The organism is Halomonas alkalicola, assembly GCF_030704205.1.
Classification (GTDB): Bacteria; Pseudomonadota; Gammaproteobacteria; order Pseudomonadales; family Halomonadaceae; genus Halomonas; species Halomonas alkalicola.
Window position 1 is genome coordinate 2,833,456 of sequence record NZ_CP131913.1, and the last position, 25,235, is coordinate 2,858,690.

General features: G+C 68.5%; 24 protein-coding genes. 6 read left to right on the forward strand and 18 right to left on the reverse strand.

Features of this window, described 5'->3' with window-relative positions; all coding sequences use genetic code 11:
- Window positions 1-7 precede the first annotated feature (7 nt).
- From B6N23_RS13405 to B6N23_RS13415, 3 genes are read left to right on the forward strand one after another with little or no spacing between them, the layout of a single operon-like run.
- Window positions 8-1,189 carry an iron-containing alcohol dehydrogenase gene (locus B6N23_RS13405; RefSeq protein ID WP_305499760.1) on the forward strand — a complete coding sequence of 394 codons (1,182 nt, stop codon included), beginning with the start codon at window positions 8-10 and terminating at the stop codon, window positions 1,187-1,189.
- A 37-nt stretch (window positions 1,190-1,226) separates the two neighbouring features.
- Window positions 1,227-1,934 carry a glutamine amidotransferase-related protein gene (locus tag B6N23_RS13410; protein ID WP_305499761.1) on the forward strand — a complete coding sequence of 236 codons (708 nt, stop codon included), beginning with the start codon at window positions 1,227-1,229 and terminating at the stop codon, window positions 1,932-1,934.
- Between the two features lie 9 nt (window positions 1,935-1,943).
- On the forward strand, window positions 1,944-3,143 hold the full coding sequence (locus B6N23_RS13415; protein ID WP_305499762.1) for a cation:proton antiporter: 1,200 nt from the start codon (window positions 1,944-1,946) through the stop codon (window positions 3,141-3,143).
- Here B6N23_RS13415 and B6N23_RS13420 read toward each other — a convergent pair.
- On the reverse strand, window positions 3,140-5,341 hold the full coding sequence (locus B6N23_RS13420) for a heavy metal translocating P-type ATPase (RefSeq protein ID WP_305499764.1): 2,202 nt from the start codon (window positions 5,339-5,341) through the stop codon (window positions 3,140-3,142). The two genes, B6N23_RS13415 and B6N23_RS13420, sit on opposite strands and share 4 nt — an antisense overlap.
- Before the next feature lie 79 nt (window positions 5,342-5,420).
- On the opposite strand from B6N23_RS13420, the gene cadR reads away from it, so the two are divergent.
- Window positions 5,421-5,879, forward strand: coding sequence for a Cd(II)/Pb(II)-responsive transcriptional regulator (gene cadR, locus B6N23_RS13425; RefSeq protein ID WP_305499766.1), 459 nt, complete (start codon window positions 5,421-5,423; stop codon window positions 5,877-5,879).
- A gap of 16 nt (window positions 5,880-5,895) precedes the next feature.
- Here cadR and iadA read toward each other — a convergent pair whose 3' ends face one another.
- The 9 genes from iadA to B6N23_RS13470 form a co-directional block, all read right to left on the reverse strand.
- The gene (gene iadA, locus B6N23_RS13430) at window positions 5,896-7,044 is read right to left on the reverse strand and encodes a beta-aspartyl-peptidase (protein WP_305499768.1); all 1,149 of its coding nucleotides are present in this window, start codon (window positions 7,042-7,044) and stop codon (window positions 5,896-5,898) included.
- Window positions 7,045-7,113: 69 nt separating this feature from the next.
- Window positions 7,114-7,899: a transporter substrate-binding domain-containing protein gene (locus tag B6N23_RS13435; RefSeq protein WP_305499771.1), complete on the reverse strand. Its 786-nt coding sequence runs from the start codon at window positions 7,897-7,899 to the stop codon at window positions 7,114-7,116.
- Between the two features lie 515 nt (window positions 7,900-8,414).
- A complete protein-coding gene (locus tag B6N23_RS13440; protein ID WP_305499773.1) occupies window positions 8,415-9,182 on the reverse strand; it encodes a transporter substrate-binding domain-containing protein in 768 nt (255 codons plus the stop codon).
- A gap of 116 nt (window positions 9,183-9,298) precedes the next feature.
- Window positions 9,299-10,069 (reverse strand): transporter substrate-binding domain-containing protein, encoded by a 771-nt coding sequence (locus B6N23_RS13445; RefSeq protein ID WP_305499775.1) that lies wholly within the window; start codon window positions 10,067-10,069, stop codon window positions 9,299-9,301.
- Window positions 10,070-10,213: 144 nt separating this feature from the next.
- Entirely contained in the window at window positions 10,214-10,936 is a 723-nt protein-coding gene (locus tag B6N23_RS13450) for an ABC transporter permease (RefSeq protein WP_305499777.1), read from the reverse strand.
- A 1-nt stretch (window position 10,937) separates the two neighbouring features.
- Window positions 10,938-11,639, reverse strand: coding sequence for an ABC transporter permease (locus B6N23_RS13455; RefSeq protein ID WP_305499779.1), 702 nt, complete (start codon window positions 11,637-11,639; stop codon window positions 10,938-10,940).
- Window positions 11,640-11,652: 13 nt separating this feature from the next.
- On the reverse strand, window positions 11,653-12,423 hold the full coding sequence (locus B6N23_RS13460) for an ABC transporter ATP-binding protein (RefSeq protein WP_119021424.1): 771 nt from the start codon (window positions 12,421-12,423) through the stop codon (window positions 11,653-11,655).
- Window positions 12,424-12,655: 232 nt separating this feature from the next.
- On the reverse strand, window positions 12,656-13,660 hold the full coding sequence (locus tag B6N23_RS13465; protein WP_169959635.1) for a succinylglutamate desuccinylase: 1,005 nt from the start codon (window positions 13,658-13,660) through the stop codon (window positions 12,656-12,658).
- A gap of 16 nt (window positions 13,661-13,676) precedes the next feature.
- Entirely contained in the window at window positions 13,677-14,234 is a 558-nt protein-coding gene (locus tag B6N23_RS13470) for a lipocalin family protein (protein ID WP_305499782.1), read from the reverse strand.
- 111 nt (window positions 14,235-14,345) lie between these two features.
- On the opposite strand from B6N23_RS13470, the gene B6N23_RS13475 reads away from it, so the two are divergent.
- Window positions 14,346-15,218 (forward strand): class I SAM-dependent methyltransferase, encoded by an 873-nt coding sequence (locus tag B6N23_RS13475; RefSeq protein ID WP_305499785.1) that lies wholly within the window; start codon window positions 14,346-14,348, stop codon window positions 15,216-15,218.
- 16 nt (window positions 15,219-15,234) lie between these two features.
- Here the strand turns inward: B6N23_RS13475 and B6N23_RS13480 are convergent, their stop codons facing one another.
- Complete coding sequence (locus tag B6N23_RS13480) at window positions 15,235-16,308, reverse strand: tartrate dehydrogenase (protein WP_305499787.1); 1,074 nt, start codon at window positions 16,306-16,308, stop codon at window positions 15,235-15,237.
- Between the two features lie 115 nt (window positions 16,309-16,423).
- Here B6N23_RS13480 and B6N23_RS13485 point away from each other — a divergent pair, with 115 nt between their 5' ends.
- Complete coding sequence (locus tag B6N23_RS13485) at window positions 16,424-17,338, forward strand: LysR family transcriptional regulator (RefSeq protein ID WP_305499789.1); 915 nt, start codon at window positions 16,424-16,426, stop codon at window positions 17,336-17,338.
- A gap of 9 nt (window positions 17,339-17,347) precedes the next feature.
- Here the strand turns inward: B6N23_RS13485 and B6N23_RS13490 are convergent, their stop codons facing one another.
- The 7 genes from B6N23_RS13490 to glcD form a co-directional block, all read right to left on the reverse strand.
- Window positions 17,348-18,187, reverse strand: coding sequence for a M90 family metallopeptidase (locus B6N23_RS13490; protein WP_305499791.1), 840 nt, complete (start codon window positions 18,185-18,187; stop codon window positions 17,348-17,350).
- Between the two features lie 19 nt (window positions 18,188-18,206).
- Window positions 18,207-19,778 carry a bifunctional GNAT family N-acetyltransferase/carbon-nitrogen hydrolase family protein gene (locus tag B6N23_RS13495; protein WP_305499794.1) on the reverse strand — a complete coding sequence of 524 codons (1,572 nt, stop codon included), beginning with the start codon at window positions 19,776-19,778 and terminating at the stop codon, window positions 18,207-18,209.
- A 40-nt stretch (window positions 19,779-19,818) separates the two neighbouring features.
- Window positions 19,819-20,736 carry a DMT family transporter gene (locus B6N23_RS13500; protein WP_305499796.1) on the reverse strand — a complete coding sequence of 306 codons (918 nt, stop codon included), beginning with the start codon at window positions 20,734-20,736 and terminating at the stop codon, window positions 19,819-19,821.
- A gap of 71 nt (window positions 20,737-20,807) precedes the next feature.
- On the reverse strand, window positions 20,808-21,209 hold the full coding sequence (locus tag B6N23_RS13505; RefSeq protein WP_253445014.1) for a GlcG/HbpS family heme-binding protein: 402 nt from the start codon (window positions 21,207-21,209) through the stop codon (window positions 20,808-20,810).
- Between the two features lie 10 nt (window positions 21,210-21,219).
- A complete protein-coding gene (glcF, locus tag B6N23_RS13510) occupies window positions 21,220-22,455 on the reverse strand; it encodes a glycolate oxidase subunit GlcF (protein WP_305499806.1) in 1,236 nt (411 codons plus the stop codon).
- A 21-nt stretch (window positions 22,456-22,476) separates the two neighbouring features.
- Window positions 22,477-23,592: a glycolate oxidase subunit GlcE gene (gene glcE, locus B6N23_RS13515; protein ID WP_305499807.1), complete on the reverse strand. Its 1,116-nt coding sequence runs from the start codon at window positions 23,590-23,592 to the stop codon at window positions 22,477-22,479.
- Window positions 23,593-23,606: 14 nt separating this feature from the next.
- Window positions 23,607-25,112 carry a glycolate oxidase subunit GlcD gene (glcD, locus tag B6N23_RS13520; protein ID WP_305499809.1) on the reverse strand — a complete coding sequence of 502 codons (1,506 nt, stop codon included), beginning with the start codon at window positions 25,110-25,112 and terminating at the stop codon, window positions 23,607-23,609.
- Window positions 25,113-25,235: the final 123 nt, after the last annotated feature.

Genomic DNA, 25,235 nt, shown 5'->3' on the forward strand with positions numbered 1-25,235 from the left:
GTCGCCGATGAACCAGGACATGAGCCAGTTCCACATGGGCTGGAACTACCCCGCCAATATCCTCACCGGGGTCGGGCGCATCCGCGAGCTGCCCGCGGCATGCCAGGCGCTGGGCATGAAGGCGCCGCTGCTGATCACCGACCCTGGCCTCGCCATCCTGCCGATGGTGCGCGACATCGTGCTGGCCTGCCACGACAGCGGCTTGGGCATCGCCGTGTTCAGCGAGATCAAGGGCAATCCCACCGGCAAGAACGTGCTCGACGGCATGGCCGCCTTCCGCGACGGCGGCCACGACGGGGTGATCGCCTTCGGCGGTGGCTCGGGGCTCGACGCCGCCAAGGCGGTGGCGCTGATGGCCAACCAGCGTGAGGGCCTGTCGCTGTGGTCGCTGGAGGATGTCGGCGACAACTGGAAGAATGCCGACGCCGACGCCATCGCGCCCATCGTCGCGGTGCCGACCACCGCGGGTACCGGCTCCGAGGTGGGGCGCGCCTCGGTGATCACCGACGAGGTCGAGCATGTCAAGCGCATCATCTTCCATCCCGGCATGGTGCCGGCCACGGTGATCCTCGACCCCGAGCTGACCGCCGGCCTGCCGCCCACGCTGACCGCTTCCACTGGCATGGACGCGCTGTCTCACTGCCTAGAGGCGTGGTGCTCGCCGCTCTATCACCCCATGGCCGAGGGCATCGCCGTCGAGGGCATGCGCCGGGTCTGCCACTACCTGCCGCGGGCCTACGCCGACGGCAGCGACCTCGAGGCGCGCATGAACATGCTGGTGGCGTCGAGCATGGGCGCCACCGCCTTCCAGCGTGGCCTGGGCGCGATGCACGCCCTGGCGCATCCGCTGGGGGCGCTGTACGACGCCCACCACGGCACCCTCAATGCGATCCTGATGCCCTATGTGCTACGCGCCAACGAGCGTGTCATCGGCGAGCCGATGGTGCGCCTGGGGCGCTACCTCGATCTGCGCCAGCCGGGAACCGCGGCGGTGATCGACTGGGTGCTGGAGCTGCGCGAGCGGCTGGCGATTCCGCATACCCTGGCCGAGCTCAAGATCGATACCCAGCAGGCCGACAAGGTGGGGCAGATGGCGGTGGCCGACCCCTCCTCGGGGACCAACCCGATCGCCTTCGACGCCAATCAGTATCGCGACATCTTCGTCGCGGCGGTGGAGGGACGTCTTTGATTGATGGTCGCGAAGCATGGACTCAGGAGGTCGGGCGATGCGCATAGGGCTGCTGCAGTGTGACGACGTGGCGCCGGAGTTGATCGCGACTCACGGCAACTACCCGGAGATGTTCGAGGCGCTGTTCAAGCGCATCGACCCGAGCCTCGAGTTCCGCGTGTGGCGCTGCCTCGACGGCGAGATCCCCGACGACGTGGACGCCGCCGACGCCTGGTTGACCACCGGCTCCAAGTTCGGTGTCAACGACGGCCTGCCATGGGTCGATACGCTGTGCGAGTTCGTGCGCGAGCTATGGGACGCCGGCAAGCCGCTGGTTGGCATCTGTTTCGGCCATCAGTTGATCGCCAAGGCGCTGGGCGGCGAGGTGGTCAAGAGCCCACGGGGCTGGGGGGTGGGCATGTCGTTCAACTGCGTCAATGCCCGCACCGACTGGATGCAGCCGTGGCAGCCCAATCTCGATCTGCTGGTCAGCCACCAGGACCAGGTCGAGCGGCTGCCGCCGGAGACACGGGTGCTGGCCGGCAGCGACTTCTGCCCCCACTACCTGATGCAGGTCGGCGAGCATTTCCTCGGCGTGCAGGGGCACCCGGAGTTCGCCAAGCCCTACTCCCGCGACCTGATGCAGCTGCGCCGTGACCTGGTTGGCGAGGCGCGGGTCGATGAGGGGCTCGACTCCCTGGATGCCCCGCTGGATGCCGAGCTGACGGTACGCTGGATCTTGAACTTCATGCAGCAGGCTCGCTAGGCTCGCTGCATGACCGCGAGTGAAACCTGGCAGTGGCCGATGGCCGAACTCAGCGCGGGGTCGGCCAACCTGATCCTGCTGGGCATTATCCTGAGCATTAGCATCGGGGTGGATGCGCTGGCCAGGCGCTGGCACCTGCCGCGTATCTCGCTGCTGGTGCTGGTCGGGGTGGTCTGGGCAAGGGTACAGCAGCTGCTGCTGGGGCAGGATGGCAGCGCGCCGCTGGGCGCGATGAGCGAGCCGCTGATCCACCTGGCGCTGGTGCTGGTGTCGTTTCTGCTCGGTGGCGAGCTGACCGTGGCGCGGCTGCGGCGCAATGGCTGGCTGATGGTGGCGATCTCGCTGTCCATCGTGCTCAGCGGGGCGCTGCTGGTTGGGGTGGGGCTATGGCTATTGGGCTTCCCGCTGGTGGTGGTGGTGGCCCTGGCCGCCATCTCGGTGGCCACTGAGCCGGCCGAGATCAGCGACGAAGTCCAAGCGCGGGGCGATGACCGCCTGCGCGCAAGGTTGCTGATGGGTATGGTCGCCGTCGACGACGCCTGGGGCATCCTGCTGTTCGGGCTGGCCATTGCACTACTCGGCTGGCAGCTCACCGGCGACGGTAGTCTGGCGCTGGCCTATGCCGGCTGGGAGCTGGGTGGGGCGCTGCTGCTGGGGTTGGCCATCGGCCTGCCGGCGGCCTGGCTGACCGGCCGCCTACGGCCGGGGGAGCCGACCCAGGTCGAGGCCTTCGCGCTGATCCTGCTGCTGACGGGATTCTCCACTTGGCTGGACGTGTCGGGGCTGCTGGCGGCGATGCTGGCTGGTGCCCTGGTGGCCAACTTCTCCTCCCACCACACCCGCTCGTTCCGCCAGATCGAGCACATCGAGTGGCCGTTCCTGGTGTTCTTCTTCGTGCTCTCCGGGGCTCACGTCGACCTCGACTACATGGGAGCGGCACTGTGGCTGACACTGGCCTACATCGTGCTGCGCCTGGCCGGGCGCTTGATGGGCGGCGCCCTGGGCGTGCAGTTGACAGGGCGAGGGGGCGAGCTGCCGCGGGACATCGGCCTGGCGCTGACGCCCCAGGCCGGCATCGCCATGGGCATGGCGCTGCTGGTAGTCGAGCGCTTTCCCGAGCACCGCTCGCTGCTGCTCTCGGCGGTGGTGGCCTCCACCGTGGTCTTCGAGGTGATCGCCCCCTTCCTGATTCGCCGCGTGCTGCGCTAGCGAGGGGCCCGGTTGATCCGCAGCAAACGCAGGCCATTGGCCACCACGATCAGGCTGGCGCCCATGTCGGCGAACACCGCCATCCACAGGGTGGCGTGGCCGGTGAAGGCAAGCACCATGAACACCGCTTTGAGGCCCAGGGCGATGGCGATGTTCTGCATCAGCACCCTGTGCGTATTCCGCGAGAGATGCAGGAAGTCGGCCAGGCGGCGCGGGTCGTCGTCCATCAGCGCCACGTCGGCGGTCTCGATGGCGGCATCGCTGCCCAGTGCGCCCATGGCGAAACCGATATCGGCGCGGGCCAGCGCCGGGGCGTCGTTGATGCCATCGCCCACCATGCCCACCCGTCCTTGCTGAGCTCGTGCCTCGATCATTGCCAGCTTGTCCTCGGGCAGCAGCCCTCCATGCGCTTCGTCGATACCCACCTGGGCGGCGACGGCGGCCACGCTGGTCGGGTTGTCGCCGCTCAGCATTAGCGTGATCACGCCCAGCCGGTGCAGCGACTCGATGGCCTCGCGGCTCTCTTCACGCAGCGGATCGCCCACGGCAAACAGCGCTAGTGGGCGGGTCTCCTCACCGAGGATCACCAGGGTCTCGCCACGCGCCTCATGCTCGGCGAGATGCGCGTCGAAGGTGTCGTCCAGCGCCGCGAACTGCCGCATCAGCCGACGGTTGCCGAGCCATAGCGTGCGACCGTCGTGGCTTGCCACCACGCCGCGGCCGGGCAGTTCGCGCACGTCTCTCACGTCCAGCGGCGTGATGCCATCGGCCTCGGCAGCACGCGTCAATGCCGCCGACACCGGGTGTGAGGAGCGAGCGGCGAGGCCTGCTGCCAGCGCTCGTAGGCGCTCACGGTCGAGCATGTCCAGCGCGCCGTCGAGGGGGTGCCAACTGCGCTGCGAGGGGCGACCCTGGGTCAGGGTGCCGGTCTTGTCGAAGGCGATGGCGACCAGGCGATGGCCCAGCTCCAGGAAGTTGCCACCCTTGACCAGGATCCCCGCACGGGCGGCGGCAGCCAGGCCGCTGACCACGGTGACCGGGGTGGAGATCACCAGCGCGCAGGGGCAGGCGATCACCAGCAGTACCAGGGCGCGGTAGATGCCGTCGAACCAGCTGACGCCGAACAGCAGTGGCCAGGTGAGTGCCACCAGCAGGGCGATGGCGAACACTGCTGGGGTATAGACGGCGGCAAAGCGGTCGATGAAGCGCTGGGTGGGGGCGCGACTGGCCTGGGCCTGCTCCACGGTATGAATGATGCGTGCCAGGGTGGTGTCGCTTGCCGCACGGGTGGTGCGGTAGAGAAACTCGCTGCCCTGATTGATGCTGCCGGCGAACACGGCGGCACCGGGGGCCTTGTCCACCGGCAGGCTCTCACCGGTGATGGGGGATTCGTCCAGCGCCGGGTGACCCTCGGTCACGCTGCCGTCCAGCGCCAGGCGCTCGCCGGGGCGCACCCGAACCAGGCTGCCCACGGCGACGTCGCTGGCCGGCATGCTGAGGAAGGTACCGTCGGGCTGGCGCACGCTGGCGCTCTCCGGGGCCAGCGAGAGCAGCTCGCGGATGGCGTTGCGCGCGCGACCCAGCGAACGTGCCTCGATGCGCTCGGCCAGGGTGAACAGCACCAGCACCATGGCCGCCTCGGCCCACTGGCCGATCAGCAGGGCGCCAGTCACCGCCACACTCATCAGCGCATTGATGTTGAGGGTGCGATGGCGCAGGGCAATGAAGCCTTTCTTCCAGGTCGGCAGGCCGACCAGGGCGATGGCCGTGAGTGCCAGCGCGGCGGCCAGCCAGGGCTCGGCGAGTCCCAACCAGTGGCTGGCCTCGGCGGCCAGGGCCAGCATCGCGGCGGCGCCCAGCTTCCACCAGTTCCCCGTGCTGCTTGCCGTCGGCATGCGCTGGGCCGGATCGTGGCGCCGTGCGCCCATGCCTGCGGAGGCGATACGGCGCTCGATGGTGTCTTCCATGACGTTGCGGTGGTGCACCGTCAGCACGCGATTGACAAGATCGAAGTCGAGCCGCTCGATGCCCGGCATGTCCTCCAGCGCGCGGCGCAGCAAGCCCTCTTCGGTGGGGCAGTCCATCGCCTCGATATATAGTTGCAGCGGCTGCGTACCGGGGGGAGGGGCGCTCGGTCTTGGCTTGGCGCTGGGACGAGTGGTGTCGCCGTGGCTGGAACAGCAGGTATGTTCGCTCATGGTAAGTCTCCGTGTCATGGGCTAATCTCATGACACACCCTGTAGTTGCTACAGGGTCAAGCGATTGATGAGGCCCCACATGAAAATCGGTGAGCTGGCCACCCGCACCGGCTGCGCGGTGGAAACCATCCGCTACTACGAACGCGAGGGGCTGCTGCCCGAGCCTGCTCGCTCCAGCGGCAACTATCGCCTCTATGCGGAGCCCCATGCCGAGCGGCTGCGCTTCATCCGTCACTGCCGCACGCTGGACATGACCCTGGACGAGATCCGCACCCTGCTCGACTATCACGACCGTCCGCGCCAGCCCTGTACTGCGGTCAACGGCCTGATCGACGACCACCTGGCCCACGTCGACGCCCGCATCGAGCAGCTCGTGGCCCTGCGGGAAGCGTTGGCCAAGCTGCGTTCGCGCTGCAACGGCGAGACCGCCTCCAGCCACTGCGGCATTCTTCAGGAACTGGCCCAGCCGGCATCGCATCAGCTGCCCACCGAAACCGGCGAGTCCAGCCACGTTCCTGGGCCGCACGGCGGCCGTTGAAGCTCCGCTGGACGGCTCAATCGCGCCGATACACCCGGCGGCCCAGTGCCCACACTTCGTCGATGGCCCAGCCGCCGTTTGCGAGCACCAGCAGGTCGGCGTCGGCACCCGCCGCCAGGCGGCCCTTGTGCGGCAGCTTGAGTGCCTCGGCGGCGTTGGTGGCGGCGCAGGGCAGGGCTTGCTCCAAAGGGATATCGTGGTGGGTGACGCACTCGCCGAGTACCTCGAACAGGCTGGCCAGGCGGCCGGGCTCGAGGCCCACGAAGCGGCGCTCGGCATCGAACTGCGGCAGCGAGGCGTTGGCGTCAGAGGAGAGGCTGACCCGGGCCAGGTCGACGCGGGCGTGACGAGCGCGAGCCACGGCCTCCGAGGCGGCCACTTCGCCGCCGGCCAGCAGCTCGTCGGTGGTACTGGTGGTGAAGTCGATACGCCCACCCTCGCGGGCAAAGCGCAGGCCGTCCTCGAACAGCGCGGCGGTGCGGTTGATATGGGTGGGGTAGAACTGCGACAGCGGGATGGCGCTGCTGCGGGCAACTTCGCGTAGCGGCTCCAGATGGCTTGGCGCATCACCGGTATGAATGAACACGACCCCCGCCTTGCCGGCCAGCAGGCCGGCGGTGCGCGCCTCCGAGGCCAGCCGGGTCAGCTCCTGGGCGGTAGGCTGCGAGCCTCGGTGGTCGCTGATCGCCACTTCGCCGACACCGATGAACTCGGGGATGTAGAGAATATCGCTGGCCACCGAACCGGTCAGGGTCACCGGCGGCAGCTGATAGGAGCCGGTGTAGGCGTAGACGCTGAGGCCGGCGGCCGTCAGTTCGCGGGCCTTGCCGATCAGGTTGGCGGGGTTGCGGGTCAGGGCGTCGGTGCCCAGCGCCGCCACCAGGGTGGTGACGCCGGAGGCGAGGGCATCGCCATGGGTCAACTCCGCGGTGCGGGTGCCGAAGCCGCCCTCGCCGCCACCGCCGGTGATGTGCACCAGCGGGTCGACCAGGCCGGGAATCACCCGGCGACCGCCAAGATCGATTACCTCGACGGCGGTGCCCTCAACGGGGGGCGTCTCTTGTGCCGCGCTGATTGCGGCGATGCGTCGGTCGGCGATCAGCAGGTGGCAGAGCCCCAGCGGCTCGGGGGCATAGAGATTTGCGTTCTTGAGCAGTGTCAGCATGGCAGTTCTCTGAGTGGCAGGTAACCTGCAACGCCGGCCATGGGTCGACGTTGCAGGGCCCAAGTGACGTTAAAGTTTTACGTCGTAGCTGAAGTAACGCTGCATGATCTCATCATAGGTGCCGTCCTCCTTGAGTGCCGCCAGGGCCTCGTTGAAGCGCTCGGCCAGGGCCTCGTCGCGAGGGCGGAAGGCGACGCCGACGCCCTGGCCGAAGATATGCTCGGGCTCCTTGATGAAGTCGCTGATGCGCTGGAAGTCGCTGCCGTCGGTGTCGATCTCGATGGCCGACTCGGCGATCGGGTAGTCCATGAAGGTGAGGTCGAGGCGCCCGGCGCGCAGGTCGGTGACCACGTCGTCGACGCCGGTATAGCGGCGAATGTCGAGCAGGTCGCCGTACAGCTCGGTGACGTAGTTGTCCTGCAGGGTAGCGCGCTGCACGCCCACCGTCAGACCGGCCAGGCTGTCGCGGTCGTCGATATCGATGTCATGCTCGTGGGTGGTGATCCAGGCGCTGGGGGTGGTGTAGTAGGGCTCGGAGAACAGCACCCGCTGGGCGCGCTCCTCGGTGATCGCCATCGACGACATGATGGCGTCGTAGTTGCGTGCGAGAAGGCCAGGGATGATGCCGTCCCAGTCCTGCTCGACCCAGGTGCAGGAAATGTCGAGATAGGCGCAGACCGCCTCGCCGAGTTCGATCTCGAAGCCGGTCAGTTCGCCGTCGGCCTGGCGGTACATGAAGGGTTCGTAGGGAATATCGACGCCGAGGCGAACCTCGTCATAGTCGCGGGCCTGGGCGGTGCCGGTGATCAGGGTGGCGCCGAGCGCAGCGCTCAGCAATAGCGTGGAATAATGCATGGGAATCTCCATGGGTCTAGGCTTTGTCCGAAAACTGCCTGCGCTCGGCCATACGGCGTTAAAAATCTGCTCAAAGTACTCATTTACAACCCGTAAACTCCGTCTTTTCACCGATTTTTGCCTTGTCTGACCATCGCTCGTCGACTTTTCAGACAGAGCCTAGGTCGCCGCACGGTGGCAGCTTGTGATTGTTGATAGCAATAAGGGGGTCCGCTGTCATCGCGACTGCTTCACGCCTCGGCGGTGGGCCAAGGACGTATCATCGCCATGCATTGCGGTATCGGGCACCAGAGTGCCGAGTGGCCAGGGCTGGCCGGGGGAGGGCTATTCGTCGAACCATTCGCTGAGATAGAAGCTCTCAACGAAAATTGCCGGGACGATCCTGGGATGGATGGTCATAGGAAGTGGACCTCTGCGGGTGTCGGAACCACCACGAAAACATGCGCGATCGGGCCGCGCCTGTCAAGCGGCCTCGCCGTGTGGCGGGAGCGTTTGAACAGGCGCGGCGAGCCGGCTTATTCGCTGAAGTAGCGGTCGTGGATCTCGTCGTAAGTGCCGTCTTCCTGGAGCTCGGCCAGCGCGTCGTTGAAGCGCTCGGCGAGGGCCTCGTCGCGGGGGCGGAAGGCGATGGCGATGCCGTCACCGAAGTACTCGTAAGGCTCGCGAATCATCTCGCCGACCACGCGGTAGTCGGCGCGCTCGCTGTCGAGCAGGGTGGTCTTGCCCACCGGGTAGTTGACAAACACTAGGTCGAGACGCCCCGACTCCATGTCCAGCAGCATGTCGTCGGCGGTAGCGTAGCGGCGCACATTGGCCACGTCGCCGTAGAAGTCGGTGGCGTAGCTGTCCTGCAGGGTGCCGCGCTGCACGCCAAGGGTCAGGCCGTCGAGGGTCTGCTCGTCGGCGGTCTCGATGTCGCTGTCCTGCGGGGCGAACCAGGCCGACGGTACGGTCAGGTAGGCATCGGAGAACAGCACTTGCTCGCGGCGTTCCTCGTTGATGGTCATCGACGACATGATGGCGTCGTAGTTGCGCGCCATCAGCCCGGGAATGATGCCGTCCCACTGCTGTTCGATCCATTCGCAGGTGATGCCCATCTGCTCGCACAGGGCGTTGCCGAGATCGATGTCGAAGCCGGTCAGCCCGCCGTCCGGGGTGCGGTACTGCATTGGCTCGTAGGGTACGTCGACGCCGAAGCGCACGTGGTCGTAGCTGTCGCGGGCCTGGGCACTGCCGGCGACCAGGGCGGCGCCGAGCAGGGTGATGCCAAGATAGCGGTACATGAGGAAGTCCTTATTGTTGTGACGCTTGGCCATAGGGCGCCGTGCTTGCCGGGGCAAGCGCGTTGCATGTAGCCAGATGGAAGCGCTCCCGGCAGGGCCGGGAGCGCAGGACGGGATTACTCGTCGTCGCCGAAGTAGCGCTCGTAGATCTCGTCGTAGGTGCCGTCGTCTTGCAGCGTCGCCAGGGCCTCGTTGAAGCGCTCGGCGAGCGCCTCGTCACGCTGGCGGAAGGCGATGCCGAAGCCGTCGCCGAAGTACTCCTGGGGCTCGGTGATCATCTCGCCGACCACCTTGTAGTCGCGGCTCTCGCTGTCGAGCAGGGTCGACTTGCCCACCGGGTAGTCGAGGAACACGATGTCCAGGCGGCCCGCCTGCATGTCCAGCACCATGTCGTCGGCGGTGGAGTAGCGGCTGACGCTGGCCACGCTGCCGAACATGTCGGTGGCGTAGTTGTCCTGCAGGGTGCCGCGCTGCACGCCGATGGTCTTGCCGTCGAGGCTCTCCTCGGTGGCGTCTTCGAGCTCGCTGTCTGCCGGGGCGAACCAGGCTGACGGCGGGGTGAAGTAGGGGTCGGAGAACAGCACGGTCTGGCGGCGCTCGTCGTTGATGGTCATCGACGACATGATGGCGTCATAGTTGCGCGACATCAGCCCGGGGATGATGCCGTCCCACTCCTGAACGATCCACTCGCAGGTGATACCGATCTCTTCGCATAGCGCGTTGCCGAGGTCGATATCGAAGCCGGTCAGCTCGCCGTCCGGGGTGCGGTACTGCATCGGCTCGTAGGGCACGTCGACGCCGAAGCGAACGTGATCGTAGTCACGTGCCTGGGCGGTGCCGGCGACCAGTGCGGCGCCGAGGAGCGAGATGGTGAGCAGTTTTTTCATGATGCATTTCCCTGTTGTTGTCGGGGTCACCCTAGGGTGAGAACACGGCTACATTAGCGCAGCTTGCGATGGGCCGGAAGAGGGAAACCGGCCTTGCCAGGCCAGTTTCCCAACGCTTGTTTGACGGCGGGTATCGATCCGTCGTCACGCCGGCCTGAGATGCGCCAGCAGCCGCTTTTCGAGGAAGCGGAAGAAGTACAGGATGGCGAAGGTCAGGCACAAATAGATCGCCGCCACGAACAGGAAGGCCTCGAAGGGTGCGTAGAAACGCGCATAGACGAAGCGCGCGGCGCCGGTCAGGTCCATTAGCGTGACGACGCTGGCGATGGCGCTGGCATGGAGCATGAAAATGACTTCGTTGCCGTACGCTGGCAGCGCGCGACGAAAGGCACTGGGCAGCACGATCCGCCGCATCATCAGCGCATTGGACATGCCGTAGGCGCGGGCCGCCTCGATCTCGCCACGCGACGTGGCCTTGATCGCGCCGCGAAAGATCTCGGTGGTATAGGCCGCGGTGTTGAGGGTGAAAGCGATCAGTGCCGGGTAGAAGGCCTCGCGCAGCAGTGGCCAGAAGATCGTCTCCTGAATGCCGTCCACGAACACCACGCCGTAGTAGATGATGTAGAGCTGGATCAGCAGCGGGGTGCCGCGAAACACATAGGTATAGGCGTAGATGGGTAGGCTGATCCAGCGGTGGCGCGAGCTGCGCCCGATGGCCAGCGGCACGGCCAGCACCAGCCCGGCGAGCAGCGACAGGAACACCAGTTGGGTGGTGGTCACCAGGCCGTCCCAATAGTAGCCGAGGGTCCGCGGGGTGAAGATCAGGTTGCCGTCGAGCAGCTCGGTGAACCAGGTAATGAGTTCCATGTCAGTGCCCTCCGAAGCCGACGTTGTAGCGTTTCTGCAGGCGCGCGAAGAGCCACTCCGAGACGCTGGCGATGGCCAGATAGATCAGCGCCACCGGGATCAGGAACACGAACGGCTCATGGGTGGCCCGGGACGCCTCGGCGGCGACCCGCACCATGTCGGAGAGACCGATCACCGAGACCAGCGCGGTGGTCTTGAGAAGCACCAGCCAGTTGTTGGAGAGGCCGGGCAGGGCGTGGCGCATCATCAGTGGAAAACGGATGCGCCGGAACACCAGCCAGTTGCTCATGCCGTAGGCTTTACCGGCTTCGATCTGGCCCTCGTCGACGGCCAGGAAGGCGCCGCGGAAGGTCTCGCCCATGTAGGCGCCGAAGATGAAACCGATGGTGATCACCCCGGCGGCAAAGGCGTTGAGGTTGACGTACCAGTCCAGCCCGGTGCGGTCGTAGAGGGCATCGGTGACCACGTTGAGCGCCATCTGGCCGCCGAAGAAGAGCAGCAGCATCAGCACCAGGTCCGGCACGCCGCGGATCACCGTGGTGTAGAGGGTGGCGAGGCGGTTCAGCAGCCAGCTGCGAGACATCCTGGCGCTGGCGGTCGCCAGTCCCAGCAGGATGGCCAGCGCCAGCGACAGCACCGCCAGCTGCAGGGTGACGCCGGCGCCTTCCAGCAGCCGTGGGCCGTAGCCATGAAGATCCAGCATAGTGCTCTCCCGCTCAGTACTTGGGGGCCAGGAACTGCTTCAGGCGCGGTGATTGCGGGTTGCCCAGCACCTGGTCCGGCGGACCCGCCTCCTCGACCAGCCCCTGGTGCAGGTAGATCACCTGGCTGGAGACGTCCCGGGCGAAGCCCATCTCGTGGGTCACCACGATCATGGTGCGCCCCTCGTCGGCGAGTTCGCGCATCACCTTGAGCACGTCGCCGACCAGCTCCGGGTCCAGCGCCGAGGTGGGCTCGTCGAACAGCATCACCTCCGGGTCCATGGCCAGCGCCCGGGCGATGGCGCCGCGCTGCTGCTGGCCGCCGGACATCTGGGCCGGGTAGGCGTCGGCGCGGGCGGTCAGGCCCACCCGCTCGAGCAGCGCGCGGGCCTGCTCGATGGCCTCCTTCTTCGGCTTGCCGAGCACATGCACCGGGGCCTCGATGATGTTCTCGAGCAGGGTCATGTGGGCCCAGAGGTTGAAGCCCTGGAAGACCATGGAGAGCTTGGCCCGCATGCGTACCACCTGCTTCCAGTCGGCGGGCTCGCGGCCGTGGCGGGTCTGCCTGAAGCGGATCTCCTCGCCGTGGACGATCAGGTCGCCCTCGTCGGGCTGCTCGAGCAGGTTCATGCAGCGCAGGAAGGTGCTCTTGCCGGAGCCGGAGGCTCCGATCAGGGTGATCACGTCGCCCTTGTGGGCAGAGAGCGAGAGCCCCTTGAGCACTTCGGTATCGCCGAAGCGCTTCTTGATGTTGCGGACTTCCAGCGGAATCGGGGTTTCGGCCATGGTATGGGCTCCGGGTCAGGGTCGCCGCGGCGACACGCCGTGGGTAAGCGGCGCTTGGCAGGGGCGATGCCAGCGGCGCATCCGCCCTCCGAGTGGTGTGAGAGGGCGAGATGGGATGCGGCGCGGGTCCAGTGCTGATCGGCAAAGGGGCAAGATTTTACCCTCCCGTTGTGGTTGTTATAAGGGTTTTTCTGCTGCCGATGCTTCCCGGGGCCTCGGCGGGCCGCCGGCCTCAACCCGACGGCGGTGGCTCGGGGTGCACCAGCAGGGCGGCGCGGGCGCCGATCTCCACTCCGGCGTTGGGAAAGACCACGGCCAGCGGTGCCTCGCCGACCCGGGTCTCGCCGGCCTGGCCATCCTCGGCGAGCAGGGTGCCCGGCGGGAAGGCCGTGAAGTTGGGCGTATCGTCGGGGAAGGCCAGTCGAAACGCCGCGGACTCCCGCATCAGCTCATGCGCGACCCGGAAGAAGGCCATGCGCTCGGGCGCTGCCGCGGGGGGCTCGCGCCCCTCGAGCAGCGCCGCCAGCAGCACGCCCATGGGCGCCAGCGGTGCCAGGTCATTGTGCCCGAAGGGCAGGGCGCGGCCCAGCTCCAGGGTGAAGGCCTGGGCGCCATGATAGTGCTTGCTGTAGTGGGAGAAGGTCCAGCTGTGGCGGTGCTGGTGGAGCACCGCCTGGATGCCGGCGGCGGCGAGCCAGCGCCACTGCTCGGCGGTGACCGCGGTGCGCTCGGTATAGGGGCTGACCACGAAGCGGGGGTAGCGGCTGTCGCGGATGGCGGTGTGCAGGTCGTAGTGCAGCCGTGGCAGCGTCTCGTGCCGGGTGAAGAAGGCGTCCACCGCGGCCATCAGCTCCCGCGCCCGGTCGGGCTCCATGCCCTGCTCGTCGAGCTCCCGGCGGAAGAGGCGGTTGAGGTTGGTGCCCACGTAGCGCACCCCCTGGTGGGTCGCCTCGGGGTTGCCGAGCAGCAGCAGCACCGGCGCGCCGAGCACGAGTTCGCCGGCGGCCAGGCGGGCGAGCAGCGCCGCGAGCAGCTCCATGGGGGCGGTCTCGTTGCCGTGCACGCCCACCGAGAGCACGCCGGCCCGCGCCGCCGGCCCGGGCCTGTCGGGCTCAAGCGCCAGCATTCCGTGGCCGAGACAGCGGAAGTGGCCGCCGGGGAGCCGGCCCTGCTCGGGAAAATCTGCCTCCTCGATGCTGGCCTCGAGCCAGCTCGCGAGCCCCGGGGACGGGGACATGTCGTGACGGGACACGCTATCGGGCCTCCTCGCGCCAGGGGTCGCAGGCCTCGCCCTGCTCCACCTCGATCAGCTCCTCCACCGGGAAGGCCAGCGCCTCGGCGCGCTCCACCAGATCGCGGTAGGTGGCCTCCGGCAGGGTCGGGGTGCGGGCGAGGATCCACAGGTAGTCGCGGTCCGGGCCGGCCACCAGCGACCACTGGTAGTCGTCGTCCAGGGCCAGCACGTTGTAGCCGCCGTAGAAGGGGCCGAAGAAGCTCACCTTGAGCCGGCCCACGTCCTCGTCGCCGATGAAGTAGGCGCGCCCCTCCGCCTCGCTGACCTCGCCCTCGGCGAGCTTCACGCCGCGGTTGAGCACCCGCACCCCGCCGTCGTCGCGCAGCGAGTAGTCGGTGGTGACGCAGTCCAGCCCGCGCTCGAAGGAGTGGTCGAGTCGCGCGATCTCGTACCACTGGCCCAGGTAGCGGTCGAGCTCGAAGCCGGTGACCGGCTCGGTGCCCCTGGGGATGCCGGTGCAGCCGGCCAGCAGCAGGGCGCTGGCGCCGAGGGGGGCAGGGCGAGAGGGGAATGGCATGGGGTGACTCCTTGTCGTGGTGCCGGCGGCGATCGGCTGTGACCTTGGCAGGATGGGGCAGGGCGCGGAGCCAGGCTAGACTGGCCGCCCGACCCGCGCCAGGAGGCCGCCATGCCCGACCACGCCCGTGATCACGATGCCCGCGTACTCAATGAGCACTATGATGCCCTCGCCGCCGGGGGCGAGGAAAGCCTGCTGGTGCGTCTTCAGGCGGCCTTCCGCGCCGCCGGGTGCGACCCGGACGCCCTGACCCTGGACGAGATCGCCGGGATCGACCAGCTGCACCTGGGCGGGCGGGCCGCCAGCCGTTCCCTGGCGGTGTTGGGCGAGCTCTGGGCCGGGCAGCGGGTGCTGGACGTGGGCTGCGGCACCGGCGGGGCCAGCCGCCTGCTCGCCGACGAGTTCGGCTGCGAGGTGGTCGGCGTCGATATCACCGCCGCCTTCATCGCGGTGGCCGAATGGCTCAGCGCGGCCACGGGGCTGTCGGGCCATACCCGCTTCCTGTGCGCCGATGCCGTTCGCACCCCGCTGGCGGATGGCGCCTTCGACGTCATCTGGTGCCAGCATGCGCTGATGAACATGCCGGACGTGCCCGGGGTGCTGGCGGAGTGGCGTCGCCTGCTGGCGCCCGACGGCCGGGTGCTGCTGCATGAGGTGGTGGCCGGCGACAGTCCCGAACCGCTGGCGCTGCCGGTGCCCTGGGCGCGCACGGCGGCGACCAGCCACCTGCAGCGCCGCGAGACCCTCGAGGCGAGCCTTGCCGCGGCGGGCTTCGAGCCGCTCTGCGTGCGGGATGTGACCGACGAAGCCCTTGCCTGGCGCCAGAAGCACGGCCGCCGCGAGGCGGGGGAGGCGCCGGCCCGGGCTCTTCCGGGGCCGGCGCTGATCTTCGGCGAGGAGTTCGCCGAGATGGGGCGCAACCTGCGCGACAACCTGGCCGCCGACAGGGTGCGTATCCTCGAAGGGGCATGGCGCCTGGGCTGATGACGCTCGGGCAGGCTCAGCTCTCGAGGCGTGCCGCGATGGCCCGGCCCAGGCTCTCGGTGGTGCCGCTGCCGCCCACGTCGGGAGTGAGCACGCTCCTGTCGCCCTCGGCCAGCACCGCCTCGAAGGCGCTGACGATGGCGTCCGAGGCCTCCTTGTGCCCCAGGTGCTCGAGCATCATGGCGCCGGACCAGATCTGGCCGATGGGATTGGCGATGCCCTTGCCCGCGATATCCGGGGCGCTGCCGTGGACCGGCTCGAAGAGGCTCGGGAAGGTGCCCTCGGGGTTGATGTTGGCCGAGGGGGCCACGCCGATGGTGCCGGTGCAGGCGGGGCCCAGGTCGGAGAGGATGTCGCCGAACAGGTTGCTGGCCACCACCACGTCGAACCAGTCGGGGTGCATCACGAAGTTGGCGGTGAGGATGTCGATATGGAACTGGTCCACGGTCACGTCCGGATAGCGCTTGCCCATCTCGGCCACCCGCTCGTCCCACCAGGGCATGGTGATGGCGATGCCGTTGGACTTGGTGGCCGAGGTGAGCTTCTTCCGCGGGCGCGAGGCGGCCAGCTCATAGGCGAACTTCAGCACCCGGTCGGTGCCGTGGCGGGTCATCACCGTCTCCTGGATCACCACCTCGCGCTCGGTGCCCTCGAACATTTTGCCGCCGACGCTGGAGTACTCCCCCTCGGTGTTCTCGCGCACCACGTAGAAGTCGATGTCGCCGGGCTTGCGGTCCGCCAGGGGGCTCTTGATGCCGGGCAGCAGCCGGCAGGGGCGCAGGTTGATGTACTGGTCGAAGCGGCGACGGAACTGCAGCAGCGAGCCCCACAGCGAGACATGGTCCGGCACGGTGGCCGGCCAGCCCACCGCGCCGTAGAGGATGGCATCGAAGTCCTTCAGGGTCTCGAACCAGTCGTCGGGCAACATCTTGCCGTGCTCGGCGTAGTAGTCGCAGCTGGCGAAGTCGAAGTGCGCAAGCTCCAGGGCGATGCCGAAGCGGCTGGCGGCGGCCTCGAGGGCGCGCAGCCCCTCGGGCATCACTTCCTTGCCGATGCCGTCACCGGGGATCACGGCGATTCTGTGGGTCATGTCGGGCTCCATCGATTTCCGGGGGGAGGAACGAACCCCCACAGTCTAGCCCTCCCATGGCTGTCGATAATCGGGCTAGAATGCAAGCCATTGTTGAGAAAAAGTGGAGAGTTCGGTGGCCCAGCTCGATGACCTGGCCTTCTTCCAGCGCCTGGCCCAGGCCGGCAGCCTCACGGCCACGGCCCGGGAGCTTGGCCTGTCGCTCTCGGCGGTGAGCAAGCGGCTCAAGCAGCTGGAGGCGCGCCTGGGAGTGACCCTGGCCAGCCGCACCACCCGCCGCCTGACCCTGACCCCGGAAGGGGAGCGCTATCTGGTGCGCGGGGCGGCGATCCTCGAGGAGCTGGTCGAGCTGGAGGAGGCGCTGGGGGCGCAGCGGGCCGAGCTCTCGGGCCCGCTCAAGATCAATGCCACCTTCGGCTTCGGGCGCCGCCACGTGGCCCCGCTGCTGTCGCACTTCTGCGCCCGCCACCCGGGGGTGGAGGCATCGCTTGAGCTCTCCAATTTCCCGCTGACCCCGGGCGAGCAGGGGGTGGATATCGGCATCCGGGTGGGGGAGCCGCCCGACTCGCGGCTGGTGGCCCGGCATGTCCTGGCCAACCGCCGGGTGCTGTGTGCCTCGCCCCGCTATGTGGTGAGCATGCCACCGCTGGAGACCCCGGCGGACCTTTCGGCCCACCCCTGCCTGGTGCTGCGCGAGAACGACAGCGACTATGCGGTGTGGCGCTTTCGCCGTCGCGATGGCGGGGCCGAGCAGGCCGTGAAGGTGGCGGGGCCGCTGGCCAGCAACGACGGCGAGGTGATCGTGGGCCTGGCGCTGGACGGCCACGGCGTCATGCTGCGCTCCTGGTGGGACGTGCATGAGTGGCTGGCCCGGGGCGAGCTGGTCGAGCTGCTGCCCGGCTGGCGGGGGGTGCGCGCCGACTTCCATGCCGTCTATCCCCAGCGCCGCCATGTGCCGGCGCGCCTGCGCGCCTTCGTCGAGCTGCTGCAGCGGGAGCTGCCGCGTCGCGTCGCCGCGCTGCCCGCTTAGCGGGGGCGCTCAGTGCCGCTCGTGGTGTTGCGGCGCCGGGCGCTCCTCGGCAAGCGCGGGTAGCCGGGCCAGGGGGTCCTGGCCGAAGTAGCGGCCGAGCAGCGCATAGAGCGCCGGATAGGCGTCGTGGAGCAGGTCCGGGGCGGTGAAGAAGGCCTCGCAGCAGACCGCGAAGCACTCGCCGGGGTGGGTGGCGGCGTAGTCGTCGATGGGCGTGGGGTCGCCGCGCTCGAGATGCGCCTGGAGGTTTTCCCAGACGCCCATGAAGACCCGATGCCACTCCCGCGGATCGATGTCGGCGGGCAGCGGCGGGAAGCCGTCCACGTCCAGGGAGTTGCCCATGTCGAGCTTGTGGGCGAACTCGTGGATCAGCACGTTGAAGCCCGAGAAGTCGCCGCTCTCCATCAGGTCGGGGAAGGCCACCACCACCGGCCCCTGGTGGGAGGTCTCGCCGGCGCGCTCGTCCACGTACTCGTGCATCACGCCGAACTCGTCCATCTCCTCCACCTGGCGCTGGAAGGCGTCGGGCAGGATCAGCACCTCGTGGACGTTGGCGAAGGCCTCCCGGTGCTCCTCGTCGCTCCAGCCCAGGGTCAGCAGGCAGGCCTGGGCGGCGAGAGCCAGCTGGGCAGGCAGGTCGAAGGGGGTGGACTCGGCAAGCGTCGGGTGCAGGCTCAGGCGCTTGGCGTGGAGAAACTGCCAGGCGCGCTGCCCAAGCGAAGCGGCCTGCGCCTCGGGCAGGGCGGCAAGCAGCGGCAGGCGCGACCGGGCCTCGGCCCAGGCCGCCTCGGGGAAGGGGTGGCGGGCGGCGAAGCGCTCGGCCCGCCAGCGTTTCAGGTGCCCCAGCATCGGCTCTCCTCGCCTCGACTCAGCTCTCTTCCAGGTCGGCCCCTGACTTCCAGGACCAGTCCCGCCAGCGCAGGTCGAAGAGGTCCTTGCGGCGGTCCTTGAGGTTGGTCACCGAGCCCTCGTTGCGCACCATGGTCAGTCGGGTCAGGTCGAGATCCGAGAAGAGAATCATCTCGGTGTTGGGGGTGGTCTCGTTGAGCACGGCGTCGTGGGGGAAGGCGAAGTCCGAGGGCGAGAAGACCGCCGACTGGGCGTACTGGATGTCGAGGTTCTCGATGGAGGGCACGTTGCCCACGCTGCCGCACAGCACCACGTAGCACTCGTTCTCGATAGCCCGGGCCTGGGCGCAGTGGCGCACCCGCAGGTAGCCGTTCTTGGTGTCGGTCCAGAAGGGCACGAAGAGGATGTCCATGTCCTGCTCGGCCAAGAGCCGCGGCAGCTCCGGGAACTCCACGTCGTAGCAGATCAGGATGCCGACCCGGCCGGCGTCGGTGTCGAACACCTGCAGGTCGTCGCCCCCCTCGATGACCCAGTCGCGGCGCTCCTGGGGAGTGATATGCAGCTTGGCCTGGCTCTCGATCTCGCCGTCGCGGTGGCAGAGGTAGCTGACGTTGTAGAGCCGGTCGTCCTCGCCCACCTCGATCATGGAGCCGGCGACGATGTTGATGTTGTAGGAGACCGCCATGCGCGACAGCTCGGCCTTGAACTGCTCGGTGAAGCTGGCCAGGAAGCGCACGGCCGCCATCTGGTCGCGCTGGGCGGCGCGGTCCTGCAGCCCCATCAGCGGGGCATTGAAGAGCTCCGGGAAGATCGCGAAGTCGCTCTTGTAGCCGGAGAGGGCGTCGACGAAGTACTCCACCTGCTGCAGCACCGCCTCCACCGAGTCGAACTCGCGCATCTGCCACTGCACCGCGCCGACCCGCACCTGGGTCTTGCGGTTGTCGAGCACCAGTTCGGCGGGCTCATAGAGGAAGTTGTTCCACTCCAGCAGGGTGGCATAGCCCTGGGACTTCTCGTCCTCGGGGAGGTAGTCGCGCAGGAGGCGCTTGACCTGGAAGTCGTTGGCCAGCTGGAAGGAGAGGATGGGGTCGTGGATCTCCTTGCGGGCCACCTGATCGATGTACTGGGTGGGGGAGAGCGTCTCGGCGTGCTGGTGATACTGGGGGATGCGCCCGCCGGCGAGGATCGCCCGCAGGTTCAGCGAGCGGCACAGCTCCTTGCGGGCGTCGTAGAGGCGCCGACCCAGCCGGTAGCCGCGGTACTCCGGGTGGATCAGCACGTCCAGGCCGTACATGGCGTCGCCGTCCTGGTCGTCGAGGATCACCTCGCGCTTGCCGATCAGGTCGTCGTACCTGTGCGGGTTGGTGAACTCGTCATAGTCCACCCGTGCGGTCAGCGCCATGCCCACCAGGCGGCCGTCGTCCTCGATGGCGAGCTGGCCGTCCGGGAAGGAGGCGATCAGCGTCTCGATGGTGTGCTTCGACCAGGCGCCGCCGATGTCGTGATAGACCGCGTCCATCAGCGTCTCGAGCTGGGGATAGTCCTCGGGCGTCAGGTTGCGAAGCGTCAGGTGCAGGTCGTCGAGGGACATGGCGCATCCTTATCTGTCGTTCAGGGGGCGAAGTCCGAGTCTAGCACGGGCGGTCTGCATCGCTCGGTGCGGGTCGCGCGCGCAGCAGCGGCCGGGTGAGGGTCTGGGCCATGATCACCCCGGCCAGGATCAGCACGCCGCCCAGCAGGTGGAACAGCGCGATGCGCTCGCCGAGGGCCGCCATGGCGATCAGCGCGCTGAACAGCGGCATCAGGTTGATGAAGATGCTCGCCTGGCTGGCGCCGATCTGGCGGATCGCCAGCATCCACAGGAAGGTGGTGACGATCGAGGCCGGGATGCCGGCATAGAGGATCAGGCCAATGTTGCTCGCGTCCACCGGGGTCATGGGGCCCATCAGGTAGGGCGGCAGCAGGAAGAGCACCGCGAAGATCACCTGGGCGTAGAGCAGTACCCAGGGCGGCAGGCCGATGGGCCAGCGCTTGAGCATCACCCCGTAGAGGGCGTAGCAGGTGGCGGCCACCAGCATCAGGGCGTCGCCCTTGGCCACGGTCAGCTCCAGCAGCGACAGCGGGTTGCCGCGGCCCAGCAGGATGGTCACCCCGAACAGCGCCAGGGCGCCGCCGGCCACGCCGCCGAGGCTCGGCGGCTCGCGCAGGATCAGGGCGCTGAGCAGCACGGTGAGCAGCGGCACCATGGCGGCCAGGATGCCCATGTTGGTGGCGCTGGTGGTCTCGGCGGCCACGTAGGCGAGTCCCTGCCACAGCCCCATGCCGAGCAGGCCCAGCACGGCGAGCTTGGGCCACTCGCGGCGGATCGTCGCCCGGTGCTTCCAGGCCGCCGGGGCCGGGAAGGGGGTGAGCACGACGAGCGCCAGCACCCAGCGCAGGAAGGCGATGCTGGAGGGCGCGATGGCGCCCACGGTGAGCTGGTTGATGGTCATGTTGCCCGACCAGATCAGCACGGCGCCGAGCGGCGGCAGGAAATAGAGCAGGGGCATGGCATCCTCGTTGGCCATCACGGAAGAGCCCCGCGGCGGCGGGGCTCTAAAGCTTACTTCAGCCAGGCGCTTCAGGCGATGGCGGCGACGCCGGCCTTGGCCACCTGAACGTCCTGGTCGGGCTTGACGCCGGAGATGCCGACGCTGCCGGCCACCTCGCCATTCACCAGCACCGGCACGCCGCCGGCCAGCAGAGACTGCATGGGGGCGGTGACGAAGGCGGTGCGGCCGCCGTTGATCATCTCCTCGAAGGCCTGGGTCTCGCGGCGGCCCAGGGAGGCGTTGCGGGCCTTCTGGGTGGCCACGTCGGCGCTGAAGGGCGGGGCGGTGTCCATGCGGCGCAGGCCGAGCAGGTGGCCGCCGTCGTCGGCCACGGCGATGGTCACGCCCCAGCCGTTGGCCTCGGCCTCCTTCTCGGCGGCATCGAGGATGGCGTTGACGTCGGTCAGGGTCAGTACGGGCTTGGTCTTCATGGGGTTGTCCTCAGGGGGTTAGTGCCTCGTCGACGATCTCGATCCAGTGGCGTACCGGGGTGCGGTTGGCGCCGTTGAGGTGGGTCTGGCAGCCGATATTGGCGGTGACGATCACCTCGGGCTTGCCGGCCTCCAGGTTGTCGAGCTTGTTGTCGCGCAGCTGCGTCGAGAGCTCGGGCTGGGTGATGGAGTAGGTGCCCGCCGAGCCGCAGCAGAGGTGGGCATCGGCGACCGGGGTCAGCGAGAAGCCGAGCCGGGTCAGCACCGACTCCACGGCGCCGCCGAGCTTCTGGGCGTGCTGCAGGGTGCAGGGGCAGTGGAAGGCGAGCTTGCGGCTCTGCTTCACATCGAGGGCGTCTAGCGCCTCGTCGCGCAGCACCTCCACCAGGTCCCTGGCCAGCGCGCTCACCCGGGCCGCCTTCTCGGCGTAGGCCGGGTCGTCCTTGAGGATGTCGACGTACTCCTTGACGAAGGCGCCGCAGCCGCTGGCGGTCTGCACGATGGCCTCCGCGCCGGCCTCGACGTGCGGCCACCAGGCGTCGATGTTGGCCCGCGCCCGGGCGCGGCCGTCGTCGTGGGCGTTCAGGTGGAAGTCGATGGCGCCGCAGCAGCCGGCCTCCGCCACCGGCGTCAGGCCGATGCCGAGGCGGTCCAGCACCCGGGCGGTGGCGGCGTTGGTGTTGGGCGAAAGGCCCGGCTGCACGCAGCCCTCCAGGATCAGCATCTGGCGGGCGTGGCGGCTGCCCTCTGGGCGCTTGCCGGCATCCACGGGGGCGGGCGGCAGCTTGTCGCGCAGGGCGCCGGGCACCAGCGGCCGGAAGGTCTGGCCGAGCTTGAGCAGCGCCTGGAAGCGCTTCGGCTCCACCAGCATCTTGCGCAGCGCATAGCGCTGGGCGCGCTCGGCCGGCTTGCGGGGCACCCGCCGCTCGATCTCGGCGCGGCCGATGTCGAGCAGCTTGTGGTACTCCACGCCGGAGGGGCAGGTGGTCTCGCAGTTGCGGCAGGTCAGGCAGCGGTCCAGGTGCAGCCGGGTCTCCTCGGTCACCTTGTCGGCGCCCTCGGGGGCCTCGAGCATCTCCTTCATCAGGTAGATGCGCCCGCGGGGGCCGTCGCGCTCGTCGCCGAGCAGCTGGTAGGTGGGGCAGGTGGCGTTGCAGAAGCCGCAGTGCACGCAGGTGCGCAGCACCCGGTCGGCCTCGCGGATATGCGGCTTCTTGAGATCTTCCTCGGAAAAATGCGTCTGCATCTCGGCGTTATCCCCTCTGTCTCAGAATGCCGCGTAGAGCCGGCCCGGATTGAAGATCCCCTTGGGGTCCAGCTCTGCCTTGAGGTTCTGGTGGTACTTGGCCAGCACCGGGGCGAGCGGGGTGAAGGTCTCGTCCACCGGCTGGCCGTTGGCGCCGCGCCAGCAGGTGGCGTGGCCGCCGGCCCGGGAGACCACCTCGCGCAGGGTCGCGGCGTCGAGGTCGCTTCTCAGCCAGCGCTGGGCACCGGCCCAGTCGTAGAGCACGTCGGCATCATTGACGCCGGGAAGCTCGAGCACCGGGGTGTGGTGGGGCAGCGAGAGGCGCCACAGGGCGCGGCCGTCATCCCTGGCGAAGAAGGCCAGGCGCTGCTCGTTCAGGGCGGCCCAGAAGTCGGGCTTGAGCTCGTCGCCGCCCAGCCGCTCGGCGGTGGCGGCCACCGAGCTCGGTCCGCCCTCCAGACGCAGGTGCAGGGCGCCGTCGAGCCAGGCGGCGGCGGTGATCGGCAGCGGCTGGCGGCCCCACTCGGAGAGCTTCTCCAGCGCCCGGGCCAGCGGCATGTCCAGGTGCAGGCTGCGGCTGGCGCCGGGCAGCGGCAGCACCTTCATGGAGACCTCGGTCAGCAGCCCCAGGGTGCCCTGGGCGCCCACCATCAGCCGCGAGAGGTCATAGCCGGCCACGTTCTTCATCACCTGGCCGCCGAAGCGCTGCTCGCTGCCCTGGCGGGTGATGATCCGCGTACCCAGCACGAAGTCGCGCACGCTGCCGGCCCAGGGGCGGCGCGGGCCGGAGAGCCCGGTGGCGATCATGCCGCCCACGGTGGCGTCCTCGCCGAAGTGGGGCGGCTCGCAGGGCAGCATCTGGCCGTTGGCGGCCAGGGCGGCCTCCAGTTCGTGCAGCGGCGTGCCGGTACGCACCGAGACGATCAGCTCCACCGGGTCATACTCGGTGATGCCGCGGTGCTCCCGGGTCGAGAGCGCTTCGCCCTGAACGTTACGACCATAGAAGGCCTTGGTGTCGCCGCCGACGATGCGCAGGGGGGTACCCTCGGCCTCGGCACGGCGGATGCGCTCCGCCAGCGCCTCGCTGGCGTCATGGCTGGGGATATCGTGCTGGGGGGTGTCGTGTGTGCTCACCATGTCGTCGAAGTCTCTCAGCCGTGGCTCTCTGGGGCCTGGGTCGGGGGGGGGGCGTCGCCGGCGCTCTTGGTCAGGCGGAACTCGGAGCAGCGCGCCGGGGTGGGAATGTTCTTGCCCGGGTTGAGCAGCTCGTCGGGGTCGAAGGCGCGCTTGGCGGCCCGGAAGGTGGCGAGCTCGCCGGGGCTGAACTGAACGCACATCTGGTGGATCTTCTCGCGACCCACCCCGTGCTCGCCGGTGATGGTGCCCCCCACCTCGACGCACAGCTCTAGGATGCGCCCGCCGAGCTCCTCGGCGCGCTCGAATTCACCGGGCTGGTTGGCATCGAAGAGGATCAGCGGATGCATGTTACCGTCGCCGGCGTGGAAGACGTTGGCCACCCGCAGGCCGTACTCCTCGCCCAGATCGCCGATGCCTTTGAGCACCCGGGCCAGCTCGCGGCGGGGAATGGTGCCGTCCATGCAGTAGTAGTCCGGGGACATGCGGCCCACCGCCGGGAAGGCGTTCTTGCGCCCGGCCCAGAACAGCGCGCGCTCGGCCTCGTCGCGGGCCTGCTGGATGCCGGTGGCACCGGCCTGCTCCAGCACGCGGCGCACCGTTTCGCAGTCGTCGTCCACGTCTGCCTCGACGCCATCCAGCTCGCAAAGCAGGATCGCCTCGGCCTCCACCGGGTAGCCGGCGCCGATGAAGTCCTCGGCGGCGCGGATCGCCAGGTTGTCCATCATCTCCAGGCCCCCGGGGATGATGCCCGCGGCGATGATGGCGCCCACGGCGTTGCCGGCCTTCTCGATGTCGTCGAAGCTTGCCATCAGCACCTTGGCGCTCTCCGGCTTGGGCAGCAACTTGACGGTCACCTCGGTGACCACACCGAGCATGCCCTCGGAGCCGGTGAACAGGGCGAGCAGGTCGAAGCCGGGGGCGTCCAGGGCGTCGGAGCCGAGCGTCATGCGCTCGCCCTCGATGGTCAGCACCTCGACCCGGATCACGTTGTGCACGGTCAGTCCGTACTTCAGACAGTGCACGCCGCCGGCGTTCTCCGCCACGTTGCCGCCGATGGAGCAGGCAATCTGGGAGGAGGGGTCCGGGGCGTAGTAGAGCCCGTAGGGCGCCGCCGCCTCGGAGATCGCCAGGTTGCGCACTCCGGGCTGGACCCGGGCGGTGCGCGCGTCGGGGTCGATCTCGAGGATGCGGTTGAAGCGCGACAGCACCAGCAGCACGCCGTGTTCCAGCGGCAGGGCGCCGCCGGAGAGGCCGGTACCGGCGCCGCGGGTCACCACCGGCACGCCCAGGGCGCGGCAGCGCTTGAGCAGGGTCTCGACCTGCTCGAGGGTCTCGGGCAGGGCGACCAGCATCGGCAGGGCGCGGTAGGCGGAGAGGCCGTCGCACTCGAAGGGACGCAGGTCCTCCTCGCGGTGCAGCAGGGTCATGCCGGGGAGTGCCTGGCGCAGGTCGGCGAGCACCTCGGCGGGGTCGCGCTGGGTCACTTCGCCATCGAGTCGTTCATCGAAGAGGGTGTTCATGATGACTCCGGAGGAGAGGGAGGTATCTCTTCAGTGTAGATGTCAATTGTATGAAAATATTTTCCATTTATCCATGGAAAATTATTCTATATGAAGCGGTATCGGCTCTGTTCTGGAGGGCGT

Bases quoted from the DNA above. Each gene is read 5' to 3' on its own strand.
- B6N23_RS13405 (WP_305499760.1), top strand. From the start codon at position 8: ATGAACCAGGACATGAGCCAGTTCCACATGGGCTGGAACTACCCCGCC.
- B6N23_RS13410 (WP_305499761.1), top strand. From the start codon at position 1,227: ATGCGCATAGGGCTGCTGCAGTGTGACGACGTGGCGCCGGAGTTGATC.
- B6N23_RS13415 (WP_305499762.1), top strand. From the start codon at position 1,944: ATGACCGCGAGTGAAACCTGGCAGTGGCCGATGGCCGAACTCAGCGCG.
- B6N23_RS13420 (WP_305499764.1), bottom strand. From the start codon at position 5,341: ATGAGCGAACATACCTGCTGTTCCAGCCACGGCGACACCACTCGTCCC.
- cadR (WP_305499766.1), top strand. From the start codon at position 5,421: ATGAAAATCGGTGAGCTGGCCACCCGCACCGGCTGCGCGGTGGAAACC.
- iadA (WP_305499768.1), bottom strand. From the start codon at position 7,044: ATGCTGACACTGCTCAAGAACGCAAATCTCTATGCCCCCGAGCCGCTG.
- B6N23_RS13435 (WP_305499771.1), bottom strand. From the start codon at position 7,899: ATGCATTATTCCACGCTATTGCTGAGCGCTGCGCTCGGCGCCACCCTG.
- B6N23_RS13440 (WP_305499773.1), bottom strand. From the start codon at position 9,182: ATGTACCGCTATCTTGGCATCACCCTGCTCGGCGCCGCCCTGGTCGCC.
- B6N23_RS13445 (WP_305499775.1), bottom strand. From the start codon at position 10,069: ATGAAAAAACTGCTCACCATCTCGCTCCTCGGCGCCGCACTGGTCGCC.
- B6N23_RS13450 (WP_305499777.1), bottom strand. From the start codon at position 10,936: ATGGAACTCATTACCTGGTTCACCGAGCTGCTCGACGGCAACCTGATC.
- B6N23_RS13455 (WP_305499779.1), bottom strand. From the start codon at position 11,639: ATGCTGGATCTTCATGGCTACGGCCCACGGCTGCTGGAAGGCGCCGGC.
- B6N23_RS13460 (WP_119021424.1), bottom strand. From the start codon at position 12,423: ATGGCCGAAACCCCGATTCCGCTGGAAGTCCGCAACATCAAGAAGCGC.
- B6N23_RS13465 (WP_169959635.1), bottom strand. From the start codon at position 13,660: ATGTCCCCGTCCCCGGGGCTCGCGAGCTGGCTCGAGGCCAGCATCGAG.
- B6N23_RS13470 (WP_305499782.1), bottom strand. From the start codon at position 14,234: ATGCCATTCCCCTCTCGCCCTGCCCCCCTCGGCGCCAGCGCCCTGCTG.
- B6N23_RS13475 (WP_305499785.1), top strand. From the start codon at position 14,346: ATGCCCGACCACGCCCGTGATCACGATGCCCGCGTACTCAATGAGCAC.
- B6N23_RS13480 (WP_305499787.1), bottom strand. From the start codon at position 16,308: ATGACCCACAGAATCGCCGTGATCCCCGGTGACGGCATCGGCAAGGAA.
- B6N23_RS13490 (WP_305499791.1), bottom strand. From the start codon at position 18,187: ATGCTGGGGCACCTGAAACGCTGGCGGGCCGAGCGCTTCGCCGCCCGC.
- B6N23_RS13495 (WP_305499794.1), bottom strand. From the start codon at position 19,778: ATGTCCCTCGACGACCTGCACCTGACGCTTCGCAACCTGACGCCCGAG.
- B6N23_RS13500 (WP_305499796.1), bottom strand. From the start codon at position 20,736: ATGCCCCTGCTCTATTTCCTGCCGCCGCTCGGCGCCGTGCTGATCTGG.
- B6N23_RS13505 (WP_253445014.1), bottom strand. From the start codon at position 21,209: ATGAAGACCAAGCCCGTACTGACCCTGACCGACGTCAACGCCATCCTC.
- glcF (WP_305499806.1), bottom strand. From the start codon at position 22,455: ATGCAGACGCATTTTTCCGAGGAAGATCTCAAGAAGCCGCATATCCGC.
- glcE (WP_305499807.1), bottom strand. From the start codon at position 23,592: ATGGTGAGCACACACGACACCCCCCAGCACGATATCCCCAGCCATGAC.
- glcD (WP_305499809.1), bottom strand. From the start codon at position 25,112: ATGAACACCCTCTTCGATGAACGACTCGATGGCGAAGTGACCCAGCGC.